Raw genomic sequence first — 17176 nt, forward strand, 5'->3', positions numbered from 1 at the left:
CCGCATTGGCATCGTAGAAGCCGGGCTTGAGCGGGTTGCCCATGGGGCCGATGCCCGGCACTTGCCCCGGCGACCAGCCTTCATAGGCGATGTTGAAGATGATGCCGACACGCGCCCCGCCGGGAAAGCGGAACGCCTCGGTCGGGCGCATGATCATGGTCGCGGCGGTCTGGGCTGCTGGGCTCACTCACTTTCCTCCATGGCTGGTCGGGCGTCGCCTGCCCGATCCAGGTGGCTCAGCTCATCCCGAGCAGGCCATAGATCTGCCGAGAATAGGCGCCGAAGGCCTCGCCGGTCTTCAGTTCGAGCGTGCGATTGGCCGGCAATTCGATCGGGATATCGGCCGCCATGCGCGCCGGCCCAGCGGTCAGCACCACCACGCGCTGGCCAAGGAAGACGGCCTCGCCGATGCCATGCGTGACCAGCACGATGGTCTTGCCGCTCTTCTCCCAGATGCGCAGCAACTCGACATTCATGCGCTCCCGCGTCAGGGCGTCGAGTGCCGCGAAGGGTTCATCCATGAGCACCAGCTTGGGGTCATGCACCAGCGCACGCGCGATGGCGACGCGCTGCTGCATGCCGCCCGAAAGCTCATAGGGGTATTTGCGCTCCGCCTGAGACAGGCCGACGAGGTCGAGCAGATCGCGCGCGCGCTCGATGCTCTCGCGTCGCGGCAGGCCGAGGATCTCGGCCGGCAGCAGCACGTTCTCCAGCACGCGGCGCCATTTCAGCAGCAGCGGTTGCTGAAAGGCGATGCCGACATCGCGCCCGGGCGTGAAGGGCGCGCCCGGCCCGCCGATGCTGACGGTCGAGCCTTCATCGGCTTTGAGAAGCCCGGCGAGAATGCGCAGCAGCGTGCTCTTCCCGCAGCCCGAGGGGCCGACGAGGCAGACGAATTCGCCCGCGCGGACATCGAAACTGGCATCCGTCAACGCCTTGAACTCGGCCCTGTCGCGCGAGAATGTCTTGGCGACGTTGCGCAGCCGGATGAAGGGCGTGGGCTCAGTTGAGTCGCGCATCACGCACCACCACCAGCGCCTCGAGCGCCGCCACCAGGCCATAGAGCGCGATGCCGATCAGGCTGATCAGCAGCACCGCCATCATCATCGCGGCTGTGTCGAGTCTCACCTGCACTTGCAGCATCAGGTAGCCGAGACCCGCCTCCGAACCGATGAACTCGCCCACGATGGCGCCCGCCACCGCGAGGATGGAGCCGACCTTCATGCCGGAGAACAGGTACGGCAGCGCGCCGGGCAATTGGATACGTGTGAAGATCTGCCAGCGTGTTGCGTGCAATGCGCCGACCAGCTCGAGCAGCTCCGGTTCAGTCTCGCGCAAGCCGCGCAGCGTGGTCAGCAGGATCGGAAAGAAGGCGATGGAGAAGGCGATGACGATGTTGGTCACCACGCCGTAGCTCATCCACACGATCACCAGCGGGCCAAGGGCGACCTTGGGGATCATGTTGAAGGTGATCAGCAACGGCATCAGCAGCGCGATGCCAAGCCGGCTCCAGGTGAACAGCAGGGCCAAGGTCAGTCCGAGCACGGTGGCGAGGAAGAAGCCGCCGAAGATCTCGATGGCCGTGACGGCGGTGTTGTTCCACCAATCGTAGCGGGCGTTGCCCAGCGTGGCCAAGGTGGCCATCGGCGAAGGCAGGATGAAGGCCGGCAACTGCCCGATCTCGACCGTCAGATGCCATGCCAGCACCGCAAGCAGATGGGCGAGCAGCGCAATGCCCGCGACCCGAAGCGTCTTGCGCTGCACGCCCATCGCCTCAGTTCGCGCGGCGCGCGGGCAGGCGCAGCGTGGTGTCGAGCAGCGCGTTGGTGGCCACCGCATCAGCCTCGAAGGGCCGCGCGAGTTCGAAGGTCTGGCGCACCACTTCCAGGTCGGCGCGCACGCGCTCGGGCACGAACCAGCCGAAGGCCTGGTTACGGAAGGCGTCGTCGTCGAACAGGGCGGAGACGGTCAGGTTCCAGTTCTGGATTTCCTCCTCGGCCTTGATGCCGGAGACGGCGGCGGTCATCGCGGCGATGCAGGGATCGGGCGTGGCCACGCAATGCAGATAGGCGCGCTGGGTGATGCGCGTGACGGCGCGGGCCGTCTGCTCCTTCTCGCGCAGGAAGCGGGCATTCGCGATCAGGCTATTGCCATACAGGTTCAGCCCGAGCGAGCGCCAGGACGCGAAGCCGAGATCAGCGCCCATCTCACGCTGCATGATGTAGTGGTAATTGTAGAAGAAGGTCGTGCCTTCGACCTGCCGCGAGAGCAGCGCAGCGGGCTTCGCGGCGGGGTTGATGTTCACCCAGGTGACCGAGCCGGCCTCCATGCCGATCTGGCGCGCGATGGCGGGCCACATGACGCGCGCCGCATCGCCCGGCGGATTGCCGAGGCGCCGGCCCGCGAAATCGCGCACCGACTGGATGCCTGAGGAGCGCAGCCAGTAGAAGCCCTGTGGCGAATTGGCGAAGATGTTCATCACCGCGATGATGTCCGCCCCGGCACCACGCGCCACCATCACCGAGCCGAGGTCAGAAATGCCCATCTCGGCCCCCGCTCCGACCCGCGCGGCGGAGGCACCGGAGCCACGACCGATCTCAAGGCGCAGATCGACACCCGCCTCGCGATACCAGCCCTGCTGGATGGCGTAGTAGATCGGCGCGTGATCGCCCGAAGGCGTCCAGTTCAGCACCAGGGTCACGCGTTCCTGCGCCATGGCCGGGGTGGCCAGCTGCAGACCGATCGCGGCCATTGCCGCAACGAACAATCGACGCATCGACATCTCCCTCCGGCCGGGCGGTTCGATCCCGCCGGCTCCGTTGCGGGCACGCTTGGTCGTGCCTATTAACTAGTTAATCAAGCTATCCTTGCGGTGCGGCGCCGGTCAAGCGGGTCAAGCCGGCTGGCGCAGCCGCTGCGTGCCATCCGCGCCATGGCGGAGATAGGACAGCACGACATCAACGATATGCCGGCGCCGCCGCTCCCGCCGCGCCCGCCCGTTAAGGTCCGTGCGCAGGATGACCCCCAGCGTGTGGCGGTTCGACAGGTAGAAATAGGACAGGCCGGTGATGGTGATGAATAATTCCTCCGCCTCCACCTCGGCGCGGAACACCCCCTGTTCGCGCCCGCGCTCGACCTGGCGGCCGATCAGCGCCAGCAAGGGGTCATAAAGATGCGCGATCCTGGCCGAGCCGCGAATGTGCTCGGCGTGATGGATGTTCTCTGTCGAGAGCAGGCGGATGACATCGTCCGAGGCGACGAACAGGTCGAAGGTCGCTTCCGTCAGCCGCCGGATGGCTTCCTCCGGTGACAGGGCTTCAAGTTCGAGATCGCCGTGATGCGAGCGGACATCACCATAGACCTCCTCCATGACTGCAACGAACAGTCGCTCCTTGGAGCCGAAGTAATGGTAGAGCAGGTTCGGATTCACTCCCGCCGCCCGCACGATGCTCTCGGTCCGCGCCCCGGCAAAGCCCTTCTCGGCGAACTCTGCGCGGGCTGAGGCCAGGATGCGCCGCTGCGCCTCCCCGGGCAGGCGTGCTGGCGTGGTGATGTGTGGCTTCTCCGGGCGCCGCGCACTCTTGCGGGGAGCTGCCTTGGGGGGCGGCGCTGCTTCGTCCGTCGGCGTCGCGGGCTGGGCCGCCGCCTCGGGTTGCGCGTCGCGGGCGCGTTGCTTGCGCAGGGCTGATTGCATCGTCAGCTTTTATTCCCGTTGCCGTCCCGCCGCGCAAGCCACCGCCTCGTCCGCCTTGACCCAGCCGAGCGCCGACGTCTAGGCTTAACTATACAGTTAATATCACTCGCCACCCGGAATCGGCGAGGCTTTTTCCGAGGGAACGTCATGCAGCGCCGCCGCCGATGGGACCATCCCCGGTCCGTCGCCTCTCCAGCCCTCCTGCGGCCCATCGCATGAGCCTGTCGCGGCCAAGTCGGCGACGGGAGGATGCACGCCTGCTGACCGGGCGCGGCGTCTACACGGATGACATCGACCTGCCCGACCAGACCCATGCGGTCTTTGTCCGCTCGCCAGTCGCGCACGGCATTCTTCACGGCGTCGATGTCACGGCCGCCCGCGCGGCACCCGGCGTGCTCGGCATCTTCACCGCCGCCGATCTGCGCGCCGCCGGCATCGGGCGCATCCCCTATCTGCCGATCCCGGGCTTCGCCATGCCTACCCCGGTCGAAGCGCCCCGCCCCGCTTTGGCTGAGGGGCGCGTGCGCCATGTCGGCGAGCCCATCGCCCTGGTCGTCGCGGCCACCCGGGCGCAGGCCGAGGACGCAGCGGAGTTGATCCTGCCCGAGATCGAAGCGCTGCCGGCAGCGGTCGATACGGCCGCAGCCGTGCAACCCGGCGCGCCCCAGGTCTGGGACGATGCGCCGAACAACATCGGCCTGACCTGGCATGGCGGCGATCAGGCCGCCACGGCGGCGGCCTTCGCGCGCGCCGCCCATGTCACGCGGTTGCGCGTGATCAACAACCGCGTCATCGCCAACCCGATCGAGCCGCGCACCGCGATCGCCAGCTATGATGCGTCCAGCGAGGCCTGGAGCCTGATCTGCGCCAGCCAGGGCGTGCAATACATGCTGCGCGTGCTGTGCGACCACACCTTCAACGTGCCGCGGGAGCGCATGCTGGTCTTCACCCATGATGTGGGCGGCGCCTTCGGCGTGAAGGAGCAACCCTACCCCGAGGACGTGTCGATCCTTCATGCCGCGCGCGTCATCGGCCGGCCGGTGAAGTGGCGCGGCACGCGCAGCGAGCATCTGCTCTCCGACAATCACGGCCGCGACGCGGTCATGGATGCGGCGTTGGCACTCGACCCAGACGGCAACTTCCTTGCCGTGCGTCTCAACGTATTGGACGCGATGGGCGCCTACTATTCCGTCCACGGGCCCTATGTGACCATTCGCAACACCACGAATGGTCTGCCGCTGGTCTATCGCACGCCCGCCATCGACGTGACGGTGAAGCTGGTGCTGACCAACACCGCCTCGACCGGCCCCTATCGTGGCGCCGGGCGCGAGGCCGCGGCGCTGGTCATGGAAAGCCTGGTGGACGCCGCCGCGCGCGAGACCGGGCGCGACCCCGTGCTGCTGCGCCGGCAGAATCTGATACCCACCGCGGCGATGCCGTATCGCTCGCCCTCGGGCCGCCTCTACGATAGCGGCGAGTTCGAGGCCGTGCTGGACAAGGCGCTCGTGCTTGCCGACTGGGAGGGTTTCGCCGCGCGCGAGATCGCTTCCCGCGCGGCGGGACGTCTGCGCGGCCGTGGGCTCTGCTGCTTCCTCGAATGTGTTGGCGGGCTGCTCTATGAGAGTGCGGAGATCCGCTTCACTTCGGATGGCGGCGTGGATCTGGTCGTTGCGACCCAGTCGAGCGGCCAAGGTCACGAGACGAGCTTCGCCCAACTCGTGGCTGCTCGCCTGGGTATTCCGGAAGAACTGGTCCGTCTGCGCCAGGGGGACAGCCGCGACGTGCCGCGCGGCCTTGCCTCCATCGCGTCCCGTTCATTGCTGATGGCGGGATCGGCCCTTTCGCTCTCCTGCGACCAGATCATTCGCAAGGCCCGCATGCTCGCCGCCCATAGGCTTGAAGTGGCGGAGGCGGACCTGGAATTTGAGGCAGGCCGCTTCCGTGTGGTCGGCACGGATCGCAGCATGGGCCTGCTTGCCATCGCGCAGTGGCTGCGTCTGGAGCCGCTCCTTCCGGAAGGCCTGCCGCACAAGCTCGACTCCAACGGTGACTTCGACGCCGCCGAGCTGAACTTTCCCAACGGCTGCCACGTCTGCGAGGTGGAGCTCGATCCCGACACCGGCGAGACCAGGGTCGTCCGCTACACCGCCGTGGACGATGTGGGGGTCGTCATCAACCCCGACATCGTGCATGGCCAGGTGATGGGCGGCATTGCGCAGGGTCTAGGCCAGGCGCTGATGGAGCGCATCGTCCATGATGCGGATGGGCAGCTGCTCTCCGGGTCCTTCATGGACTACGCCATGCCGCGCGCGCTCAACGTGCCCGCGATGCAGGTGGAACTGCATGAGGTGCCCGCACGCAGCAACCCGCTCGGGGTGAAGGGGGCAGGAGAGTCGGGCGTCACCGGGTCGCTCGCTGCTGTCTCCAACGCGGTTGCCGATGCGCTCTCACGTGCAGGTGTCGCGGGCCGTGTCGAGATGCCGGCGACGTCCGAGAAGGTCTGGCGCGCCCTCCAAGGGCCCCGAGCGGCGCAGACTCGATAGCGACGACGCACCTGCCGCGGCGATGATCTCGGCCAGGCACGGTGCTGGCGATGCAGGATCGTGACCGAACCTTGTGTCTGGTCCGCCGCGCCCGGGATTTGGGAAGGCAGCCGGCTTCAAGCCTGCGGCGAGTGTCCGCCGCCAGCGCCAGGCACTCGCGGGCGAAGTCATCCACCACGGCCAGGGCGCGGAACTGCCGCCCTCAGGCCACGAGACACCGCAGCCGGTCTCCGCCACCCGGAGGCAGGCACATCGCGCGCCGGGGAATGCGCGCTGGAACCGCCGTTGCTGGCCGAACTCAGCCGATCAGCACGATGTCCGCGGCCGTGACAACCGGCCGCGCGGCGAACTGCATCATCGCCACCGACGCCCCGCCGCCGCCGCCATCCACGTCGAACCACAGGCGGCCGGTATCCGTCTCGTAGATGAATTGCGGCGTGCCGCCCGCCGAACTCGCCACGCCCGTGGTGTTCGAGGCGAAGTTCCCCGCCGCCAACGCACCGGCCGCGAGGTTGCCGAAGCCCGCGCGCGCGAATTCCAGGCGGTCCACCAGATGCTCGAAGCCGAACACGCGGTCGCCCGTCGTCTCCGCGACATTGGCCCAGCGGAAGACATCGGCCACGCCGGCCTCGCCCGTCAGGCGATCCGCGCCCGTGCCGCCGATCAGCGTGTCGCCGCCCCCCCCGGCGGAGAGAATATCGTTGCCCGCGCCACCCTCCAGCAGGTCGGCACCGGCCTGGCCGTTCAGCACGTCATTGCCATCGCCGCCCAGCAGGGTGTCCGCACCGCCCGCGCCGTTCAGCGTGTCATTGCCGCCGAGGCCCGCGAGCAGGTTGGCGCCGGCATTGCCGAGCATCTGGTTGCCGCCCGCATTGCCGGTGCCCGAGAGGTTCGTGCTGCCGAGCAGGCGCAGGATCTCCACCTCCGCCGCCAGCGTCGTCGTGACCGTGGCGCGCACCTCATCCTTCGTGCCCTCGCCCGCGATCTCCAGCACCACGTCGAGCGCATCGCGGATCAGGTAGATGTCGTCATTCGCGCCACCCACCAGACTATCCGCGACACCGGTGCCGCCATCGAGCGTATCGGCGCCGACACCACCCAGCAGCGTATCCGCACCGTCATTGCCGTTCAGCACATCGGCGCCGCCCAGGCCCGAGATCAGGTTCGCGGCGCTATTGCCCTCAATGGTGTTGCCGCCCTCGCTGCCCGTGCCGTTCACGGCACCAGCGAGCATCACCAGCGCCTCGAAGCCATTGGCGAGGGTGAAGGTGACGCTGCTGCGCACCGTGTCGCGGCCATCGCCGCCGGACTCGCTCAGCACATCGCCGGCCGCATCGACGATGTAGACGTCGTCGCCCAACCCGCCGAACATCCGATCCGCGCCGGTACCACCGTCGAGCGTGTCGGCGCCATCGCCACCCAGCAGGCGGTCATTCTCGGTCCCGCCCTGCAACAGGTCGGCGCCCGCCTCGCCCTCGAGCGTATCGGCACCCGCGCCACCTTCGAGACGGTCATTGTCGGCGCCGCCGAAGAGGCTGTCCTGACCGATGTCGCCGAACAGGCTGTCATTGCCGTCATTGCCGATCAGCCGGTTGTTCGCGGTGCTGCCGCGCAGGGAATCGCCGCCGCTACCGCCGGACACATGCTCGACGCCGGTCATGGCCCGCGCCAATCCGTCATCATAGGTTCCAGCGGCGAGGTCGACGGTGATCCGGAAGCCGACATAGCCACTGGCATCAACATGATCGATGCCGCTGCCGCCGAAGATGTCGCCGGTGAAGAACGCATTGCTGAGGATGAAGGTGTCGTCGCCCTCGCCACCGTCACTGCGGGCATTCTCGCCCGGCCCGGTCGTGCGGAACAGGTCGTTGCCCGCGCCGCCGATCAGCGTATCGGACCCGCCGCCGCCTTCCAACGTATCGGCACCGTTGCCACCATCGATCCGGTTCGCCAGCGCATCGCCGACCAGGTTGTCGGCATGGGCGCTGCCGGTGAGGTTCTCGATGCCGGCATGGGTGTCGCCGGTGGCGTCGCCGGTGTTCAGGGCCGCATTGACGAGGTTGACCACCACGCCGCCCGTCGCCGCCGAATAATCAGCCGTGTCGATCCCCGCGCCACCATCCAGCGCATCGCCGCCCGCGCCGCCGATCAGGATGTCATCCCCCGCGCCGCCGTTCACCGCATCATTGCCAAGACCGGCATCGAGCGTGTCCGCGCCCTCGTCACCGTTCAGCGTATCGTCGCCGGCCTCGCCCAGCAGCGTGTCGTTGTCGGCGCCGCCCTGCATCTCATCGGCACCGTCGCCACCGAGCAGGCTGTCGTTGCCGAGGTCGCCCTGCAACAGGTCATCGCCACCCTCGCCCATCAGCGTGTCATGGTCTGCCTGCCCCTTCAGCAGGTCACGCCCCGCACCACCCTCCAGACTGTCATTGCCCGCCCCGCCTTCCAGCACGTCATCGCCGTCAACGCCAAACAGCGCATCGCGGCCAGCACCGCCCTGCAGGCGGTTGTCACCCGCATTGCCGCCCAGCGTGTCGTCCCCGAGGCCACCGAGCACGCCTTCGACATTGAACAATAGATCGAAAATCGCCGCGCCGTCGGTCACGGCCTTGCCGCTGTTGGAGAGCACGACGAAAGCGGCCGAGAGGGCCGCGGCGTAGGAGACGATGTCGAATCCCGCCCCGCCGTCGATGTCGTCAAGGCCGCCGGCGACCAGCGTGTCGGCCCCGTCGCCACCGCGCAGGGTGTCGGCCACGTCGCCAGACGTCAGCAGGTCATCGCCGCTGCCGCCCTCTTGCACGCTTGTGGCGCCGATCCCGCCGATCAGGATGTCGTCGCCCTCGCCACCGGAGAGGCTGTCGAGACCCTCGCCATTGCCACCACGCAGCGTGTCATGGCCGCGCCCGCCTGCGATCGTATCGCCGCCGGCGCTGCCATCGATGCTGTCATCGCCGGTTTCGCCGCGCAGATTGTCGGCGCCCTCACCACCCAGGATCGTGTCGTTGCCCGCACCGCCGAACACGGTGTCGTCGCCGATCCCGGCGTCGATGCTATCGCCCAGATCGGCATCGGTGACGCCTCCGAGGATGCTGTCATTGCCGTCACCGCCCTGCAGCGTGTCCGACAGGTCGCCGCCAAACAGCGAATCATCCCCGCCACGGCCCGAGATCAAATCCCGTCCACCATTGCCGAAAATGCTGTTGGCCAGATCATCGCCGCGAAGGGCATCCGCCTGAGCGCTGCCGATGACGTTCTCCACCGCGACAAGGGTCGCCATGTTCACCCTTGCGCCCGTGCCCAAAGTGGCAGCGCCGCGGTGGAACACATCGACCCCGGTTCGTGTGAGGTCGAGGTCGATCGCGAACTGGAATCCGGCAAAGCTGGCTGTGTCACGGTCGGCTCCGCCATCCAGCACGTCGAGACCGGCGTCATGGATCAACAGGTCGTTGCCCGCCCCGCCGCGCAGCGTGTCATTGCCCGCCCCGCCCGCAAGCACGTTGTTGAGCCCGTTGCCGGTGATGGAATCGTTGAAGCCCGTGCCCTCCACGCCTTCGACGTCGCCGCCGAACGCGGTCACGATCGTGCGGAACACACCACCCGTCGCCGTCGGCGTGTCGTTCGTGCGCGCCGTCGCCGATAGATTGGCCAGATCCACCACGACCGCGGCGGAGAACTCCGACAGGTCCAGCGTGTCGACTCCCAGGCCGCCGGTGAAGACATCAACGCCCGAGGTATAGATCAGCGTGTCGCCGCCATCGCCGCCGAAGAACACGTCATCGCCCTGGCCGCCACGGAAGCTGTTCGCGCCGGCATCGCCCACCAGCGTGTCGGCGCCGGTGCTCCCGAGGATGTTCTCGATCCCGCTGATCGCCAGGTTCGCATAGCTCGCCGTTAGATCGATGTCCCAGCTGGTGAGCCCATTGATCTGCAGGCTGTCCACGCCGGCGCCGCCATCGATCCCGTAGAAAAAGATCGGCAGTTGTCCTTGCGAATCGAAGGCCGGAACGAAGATGCGGATCAGATCATCACCCGCGCCGCCGATCAGGACCGTATCGCCACCAAGCCCGACCAGCGTGTCGCTGCCATCGCCACCTTGGAGTTCCGACACCGTGATGTTCTGCCCAAGCGGGCGCATCACGTTGCCTTCCAGGTAATCGCCATGGCGCGAGCCGACCACAACGTGGATGTCGTCGAACACCGCGGCGCGGCGTGTGCCGTCGCCGGTGATGGTCGCCGCATCGTCGGTGCGCGCAACACCCGAGCCCATCCGCACATTCATCGCGCCGTCGAACTGCGCGAAGCTCAGCGTGTTGCGCCCGCCGAGGAACACGTCGGTGCCAGTGATCTGATCGAAGCCGCCTGTATAGGCATAGGCCTGCAAGAATTCCCGGTTGGACGGGTTCAACGGGTTCACCCCGGACAGCCTGACCACATCATCGCCGGAACCGCCCACGACCTGTTCGATCCCGTCCAGAAAGCCGATCTGGACGCCATTGGCGAAGACCTGGCTGCCATTGATCGTCAGGCCGAGCTCGAACTGGTCGTAGGCGGCGGTGTCGAACCCGGCGCCGCCGAACATGTTGTCGAAGGTCGTCAGGGCATCCGCGACCAGGACATCGTTGCCCTCCTCGCCGCGCAGCGTGTTGCTGCCGTATCCGCCAAACAGCGAGTCCTTGCCGAAGAAACCCAGCAACGTGTCGTCGCCGCCTTCGCCAAAAAGCAGGTCGTCGCCGTTCAGCCCATTCAGGAAATCGTTGCCATCCCCGCCGGATAGTTCGTTGTCATCATCGCTGCCCTGGATGTTGTCGGCAAAGAACGTCCCCTGGATGATCGCGATGTTGAACAGCCGATCGAAATGGCCGTGGCTGTCGGTGCCCGCGATATGCGGTGACAATCCGGGGGTGAAGGACTGGAACACCAGGTCGATGCCCCGCGTGCCGGTCTCCCGGTTGTAGTCGACAAAACCCCGCGTACCGCCGCTGATGAAGGTATCGGCGCCGGCATGGCCCACCATCACGTCGAAGCCGAGCCCGCCATCGATGACGTTGTCCAGATCATTGCCGAACAGGTCGTCGCCAAAATCCGTGCCGCGGATGTTCTCGATGCCGCTCAGGCCGGCGATGGTGGTCTCATTCACGCCGTCGGTGGAACGGACCGGCACGCCGCTCAGCAGGTCGACCGCGATCGCCCCCGTATGCTGACGGAAATCGGCCCAGTCGCGGCCCAGGCCACCGTCGATGATGTCGAACCCGTCGCCGACATACATGACAACGTCGTCACCGTCGCCACCCTGCGCGGTGTCATTGCCGTTGCCGGTCTCGATCAGGTCGTCGTTCTCGCCACCATCGAGGCTGTCATTACCATCGCCGCCACGCAGCACGTCACTGCCGTTGTAGCCAATGAGGGTGTCATGGCCTTCGTCGCCCTGCAGCACATCGTCGTCATTGCCGCCATTCAGGCTGTCGTCGCCGAGCCCGCCGAACAGCGCGTCATCGCCATCGTCCCCGGACAGGGTGTCGCTACCGAGATCCGCGACGAAGGTATTCGCCGTCGCTGAGCCGATCATCAGGTCATCGAAGCGCGACCCTGCCGCGTGCTCGATGGAGCTGTAGAGGTCGCCTTCGGCGTAGTTGCCGGTACCGTTCTGCAGGCGCAGGTTGATCGTCACGCCACCCGTGGCGTCGATATAGGAGACACCGTCCTGGCCGGGGCCGCCGAAGAACCGGTCCTGCCCGGCGCCGGCCCGCGCGAAATCATCGCCCCCGCCCATGTGGATCTCGCGACCGACATGGTTGCCGGCGCCGAAATCATCATCAGAATCGTTACCGCTCATCACCGTATGCACGGCGATCGCGAGGCCGGTGAAGGCCCCGAAGCCCGACAGATCGATGGTGAAGAACGCGTCCGTCGTCATGATCGCGAAATTCGATCCGTTCGGACCAGCCGCGAAGTAATTCTCTACGCGCAAGGTGCTGCTGACGAAGTCTGCCGGCGAGGTGGTGATCACCAGATCCAGCCCGTCTGCCGCGAAAGCGAGTTCGGCGAAGGTCGCGCCGGTGAACATCAGGATGGTGTCGGTGTCGATCTCGTTCAGGATCACCGCTGACCCGAACAGGGCGCTGAAGACATAGGCGTCGGATCCCGAACCACCCATGAGCACATGGTTGCCCTGCCGTACGATCAGCACGTCGTCACCCGCGCCACCGGCAAGCAGGGACTGGCCGTTCCCGCTCATCAGCACGTCATTGCCGGCGCTGCCAGTGGCGAAGACTTCGGTTGCGCCATTATAGAAAATGGAGCTGTCGCCGTGTGTCAGCAGCGTCGCGTAAACTGACGAATCGCCGAGTGCCTGCTGGAACACCGTCATGTCCTGAAGGCCGTCCAGGCGCGACAGGACCGGTCCGATCTGCTGGCCACTGGTGTTGAGGAGCCGGATCTCGGCCGCGCCGCTCGCGGTGTAGATCAGCGTGGTGCCCGACCCGGCACCGAACATCGTGTCGGCGCCGCCGATGTGTTCGAACAGCCCACCCTCATCGCCGACGATGAAGAGGTCATTGCCGGTCCCCGACAGGAAGGTGATGAAGCCGGTCGTGCCCTCGACATGGTCACCGAGATCGCCACCACGTACCAGATGAGCGCCGTCGCCGAGCAGCAGGTGGAAGCGCTCGAAGCCGCCGAGCTTCAGGTCCTCGGCGGCCTCGTAGACATCGCCGGTGCGGGCATCGAAGACCATGTCGCCGAAGCTGCGGCCGGGATCGATCTTGAAGCGGAAGTCGCCTGCGAAGAGGTCCGCATCGCCGCTGCGTTCGCCACCGAGGTAGTTCTCGCCGTACTGGAACAGCACGATCTCGTCATGCGCATCCGTGCCCGCGAATTCGACGCGCGAGATGTTGGCGTAATCGAGGGTGAAGGTGCCCGCGTCGTAGAGGAATCGCGACGCGAACAGCGCCTGTTCGACGGCGCTGGCCAGGGCCTGGTGGCTTGAAGCGGCGGTCAAGGGCCCGCCCGTGGTCAGTTCCACCCCCGAAGGCAGGAAAATCCGAAGGCCGGACGCCGCATCGCCACCCGATTGCACGAGTACGTCGCGTGCATTCAGGTCGCGGGACGCACCGCCGGTGATGGTGCCGTTGCCCTCGGCCATCCACATCAGCAGGTCGTTGCCGTCGCCGCCGTGCAACTCATTGTTGCCGGCCCCGCCATACAGCCTGTCCGCGCCGGCCCCGGCCGAGAAATAATCATCGAGCCGACCGCCGACCAGCAGGTCATCGCCCGCCCCGGTGGTCAGAACGCCGCGGTCGATGCCCTCGATGTAGATGGTGTTGGCGAGCGTATAGCCGTCGGACCCGTCCAGCGCCTCATCATCCTTGATGACGAAGGTGATCGCGGCGCCAAAGGCGGAGAGATCGGCGACGAAGGTGTCCTGGTCATTGGCCGTCTCGCCACCGACATAGGTGATGCCGCCCTGGTAGAGCAGCACATCGTCACCCGTGGCCGAACCGCGGATGTTCGTCGTCTCCAGCTGATAGGTGCTGGCGTAGACATCGGTCACGAAGCTGATGTCCATGGAATAGAAGCTGGAAAGCGTGCGGGTGAAGTCCAACGCATCCAGCAGCAGCGAGGCGCTGTCATAGGCCCAGTAGAACACCTCGCTGCCGGAAACGACCTGATTGTTGCTGAAGCTGACGAAGCGATAGCGCAGCCCGTGGCTCTCCAGCCCATCCGCCGCGATGTCCAGACGATCGATGCCCTCGCCGCCGCGGATGTTGTCAGCCCCGCCATTGGCCCAGAACATGAGGTCATTGCCGCCGTCACCCGACAGGGTATCGGTCGCGTTGCCACTGCCGCCCGACAGCACATCATTGCCGTCGCCGCCACCAAGGTAGTCGGCCAGCACGCCGCCCACCAGCACGTCCTTGGCCTTGGTGCCCGCGACCAGCAGACGCTCGAATCCGTCGATGACGGTCTCGCCATAGAACCCGTCGATCCCGTCACGACCGACGACGATGTTGATGCCGCCACGCGTGCCGAAGACGCTTTCCGTCTGGCTGAAGTCCGCGGCGAAAGCGTCGATCCCCGCACCACCCTCATAGCGGGTGCCGCCCATGAAGATGGCCAGGTCGTTGCCCGTCCCGCCATCCACGATGCTGACGTATTCCACGTCGCGCGCCAGCCGCAGGCCGTGCGGCCCTGCACCGTCGCTCAGCAGCACATAGTAGTCGGGCGTGACGGCATCGACCGTCGCGACGAGTGGGGCCGGATTGGACGCCACCGTGGCATAGCCGAAGGCGCGCAGATCGAAATAGAATTGCTGAATGTCGCCGAAGCCGGCATCGGCGCCGATCCCGCCGGCAAAGCGCGGCGCCGGCGTGGGTGAGTCGAAGGTGTCGACGATGATGTTGTACCGCAGGCCTTGCGTCGCGGTCGTGACGAAGACGTTGTCGATGCCGCTGCCGCCATAGACCACGTCCGACACTGTGGCCGCACTGGTGCGGGTGACGAAGGCGGTGACATAGACATCGTCACCACCTTCGAGCACGGCCAGATCAGCAGCGTTGTCGGCTGGCATGATGACGATGTCAGCACCGCCACCGGTGACGAACACATCGCCCTGCAACCAGCCCACAAGGTAGTCATCGGCGCCTCCCGTGCGCAGCATGGCGCGCTCGACATTGCGCACGGTCAGGTCGGTGATGGCTGGGTCATCGTTGAACAGCGTGATGCCGCCCCCCGCACCGGCCTGCTCCGCGGTGACCGAGGCGTTGAGGTCCCAGCGGATCGCGGCATCGCCGTAATAGGCCGCGAAGTTGGCCATGAAGGTGTCGAACCCACCCGATCGCTGCGCACCGCCATCGATGAAGCTGGTGTCGTCCTTGTAGAGGTAGATGAAATCGTTGTTGGCCGTACCTTCGACATTGACCGAGCCGTTGGTGAGCAGATCCTTGCCGTTGACGCGATAGAAGACGTTCTCGAAGGGATTTGCCAAAGTCAGGAAGCTGTAGCCGCTCGCATTGCCCATGCCGGAATTGGCGAGGCCGGCGGTTGCGAGGCCCGAGAAAATCGCCGCGTTCGAGGGCACGACCGGCGGTCCGGCCAGATCGAGCGTCGCCACGCTGCCATTCGTCGTGTTCAGTGTGACCGTCTGGCTGAACGCGCCCGACCAGATGAACATGACCGGCGTGGCGTTGCCGGTGAAGTTGAAGCTGGTCTCCAGGCTGTTCGATGGCGGCTGGATGTTGAATCCGCTGTCGTTGTACGTTGCCTGGATGGCGGCAAGCTGTTCGTGCGCAGCGCGGAAATAGGCGTACAGGGTCTCTTCGGCATTGGGCAGATTCGTGTCGTAGCCGGTCGGCGCCAGCGCCCGTTCGACATGGAGGACGCGATAGGTCTCGGTCTCGATGTTGAAGGCGGATCCGGCGACTTCGAACGTGTCCTCGTACAAATTGCCCAGGTTGATCTGGAATCCACCATCGGGGATCTGCGTGGAGAACAGCGGGCCGAAGCTGAAGCGCAGCGCTTCGGGCACCCAGGACCCGCTCAGGTAGCCGGACAGCGCATCGATGTTGATGGAGGCGTTGATGCCCACGCCGACACCGTGAAAGAAGGTGGCGCGGTTGACGGCGTAGGTCGCGGTGATGATCGCGTCACCCACACCGGGCAGGGTGGGCGAATCGATGTTCAGTTGCTGTCCCAGCGCGCCGCGCACGGTGATGTCGTCGCCGGTATTGCCCGCCGTGCCATTGTCCGACACCAGCGTCACCAGGATATCGGGCGTGTTCGTGCCTGGCTTGTTGATGTCCAGGCTCACTTCCTCGGTCACGCTCAGCCCGGCATTGGCGGTGATGTCCAGCAGGGTGAAATTGAACGCAGCCTTGCCCTTGCCAATGAAGGGCAGGTAGTCGCCGATATCGTAGGTGTGCTCGGCAAAGACAACTTCGCCCAGGAATTTCGCCACCACCTGCACCGGAGGCAGGGCGATCTTGTCCAGCATCCTGACCAGCAGCGCGTCCAGATCGGCATCCAGCGACAGGAATTGCCGCTCCGAAGCGCCCTGGCCCGCGACCCGTCCGCCACCGTTGCTGGCGATGCTCTCACGGATGCTCGCCCCTGTTGGCAGGCGGGCAGTCAGGGTAACGCCTTCGGTCAGGTCCAGCGAGAATTCCGGATTCAGCGGGCTGACCGCGATCAGCTCGATCCGCTCCTTGATATCCAGAATCGTGAAATCGTAGGGGCCTTCCTCGCCGAACCAATGACCGACCAAGATGTTGCGGAACCCGGTCTCGGCCTCGACGATCAGATCCAGCCCCGCGCCGATCTTGCCCGCGGCGGAGGATTCCGGCGTGCCGAAGCCGGCGGTGGTGATGCTGGAGGAGGTGATCTCGAATTTGGTGAAGTCAAACGTCATCACCTCGCCCGCGATCACCGCCGTAGGCAGGTTGACCGCAACCGAGAAGGTGAAGGCGGCGTCGAAATGACCGCCGGTACCGAGGCTGGCATAGGCCAGCAGACCGAACTTCACATCGAGGAAGAATTCCGCGTCAAGCGAGAATCCCAGGGCGCTGAAACCGAACTTCTTGACGATCGGGTCGGGGTCCCAGATCAGTGCGGTGCCCGAGTCGATGGTCAGATCGGTTGCCGGCCCGGGCCTCCACAGCGACTGTGTCGATGTGGAAAAGGTCAGGTTCGTGTTGACCGTAGCCATCGCAGTCCATCTTCCTCAGCTATCGTGGCGCTGCCGCACCGGGAGAAAGCTTCGGCATCAGAGGACCTGCATCCGCCCGATCAAGGCCAAAACTCCTCGCGACCGTGGAGCCCAGGGTCATTTCTGTCCAGTGAAAAGCGGAAGGCTGAAATATTTGCGTCGCCCCGCTTCGGCCGGCAGTTTGCGGGTTGCGTCAAGCCTTTCTCGGCCATCCACCACGGTCTTGTGATGAAAGGGGCG

The 17176-nt window shown here is 66.0% G+C and carries 7 protein-coding genes; 1 reads left to right on the forward strand and 6 read right to left on the reverse strand.

What is annotated here, in order from left to right; genetic code table 11:
* From AC2D9U_RS23935 to AC2D9U_RS23955, 5 genes are all read right to left on the reverse strand, one after another.
* Positions 1-187: hypothetical protein (locus AC2D9U_RS23935; protein ID WP_484754088.1), on the reverse strand; the 187-nt coding region annotated here is incomplete at its 3' end.
* 49 nt (positions 188-236) lie between these two features.
* Complete coding sequence (locus tag AC2D9U_RS23940; RefSeq protein ID WP_484754090.1) at positions 237-1019, reverse strand: ABC transporter ATP-binding protein; 783 nt, start codon at positions 1017-1019, stop codon at positions 237-239.
* Positions 1003-1764: an ABC transporter permease gene (locus AC2D9U_RS23945; protein ID WP_484754092.1), complete on the reverse strand. Its 762-nt coding sequence runs from the start codon at positions 1762-1764 to the stop codon at positions 1003-1005. The genes AC2D9U_RS23940 and AC2D9U_RS23945 overlap by 17 nt, the downstream gene beginning before the upstream one ends.
* 10 nt (positions 1765-1774) lie before the next feature.
* Positions 1775-2752 (reverse strand): ABC transporter substrate-binding protein, encoded by a 978-nt coding sequence (locus tag AC2D9U_RS23950; protein WP_484754094.1) that lies wholly within the window; start codon positions 2750-2752, stop codon positions 1775-1777.
* Between the two features lie 141 nt (positions 2753-2893).
* Entirely contained in the window at positions 2894-3694 is an 801-nt protein-coding gene (locus AC2D9U_RS23955) for a TetR/AcrR family transcriptional regulator (RefSeq protein ID WP_484754096.1), read from the reverse strand.
* Between the two features lie 215 nt (positions 3695-3909).
* On the opposite strand from AC2D9U_RS23955, the gene AC2D9U_RS23960 reads away from it, so the two are divergent.
* Positions 3910-6237, forward strand: coding sequence for a xanthine dehydrogenase family protein molybdopterin-binding subunit (locus AC2D9U_RS23960; RefSeq protein WP_484754098.1), 2328 nt, complete (start codon positions 3910-3912; stop codon positions 6235-6237).
* A 298-nt stretch (positions 6238-6535) separates the two neighbouring features.
* Here the strand turns inward: AC2D9U_RS23960 and AC2D9U_RS23965 are convergent, their stop codons facing one another.
* Entirely contained in the window at positions 6536-16936 is a 10401-nt protein-coding gene (locus AC2D9U_RS23965; RefSeq protein ID WP_484754100.1) for a hypothetical protein, read from the reverse strand.
* Positions 16937-17176: the final 240 nt, after the last annotated feature.

Source organism: Roseomonas sp. TF40 (assembly GCF_057219975.1).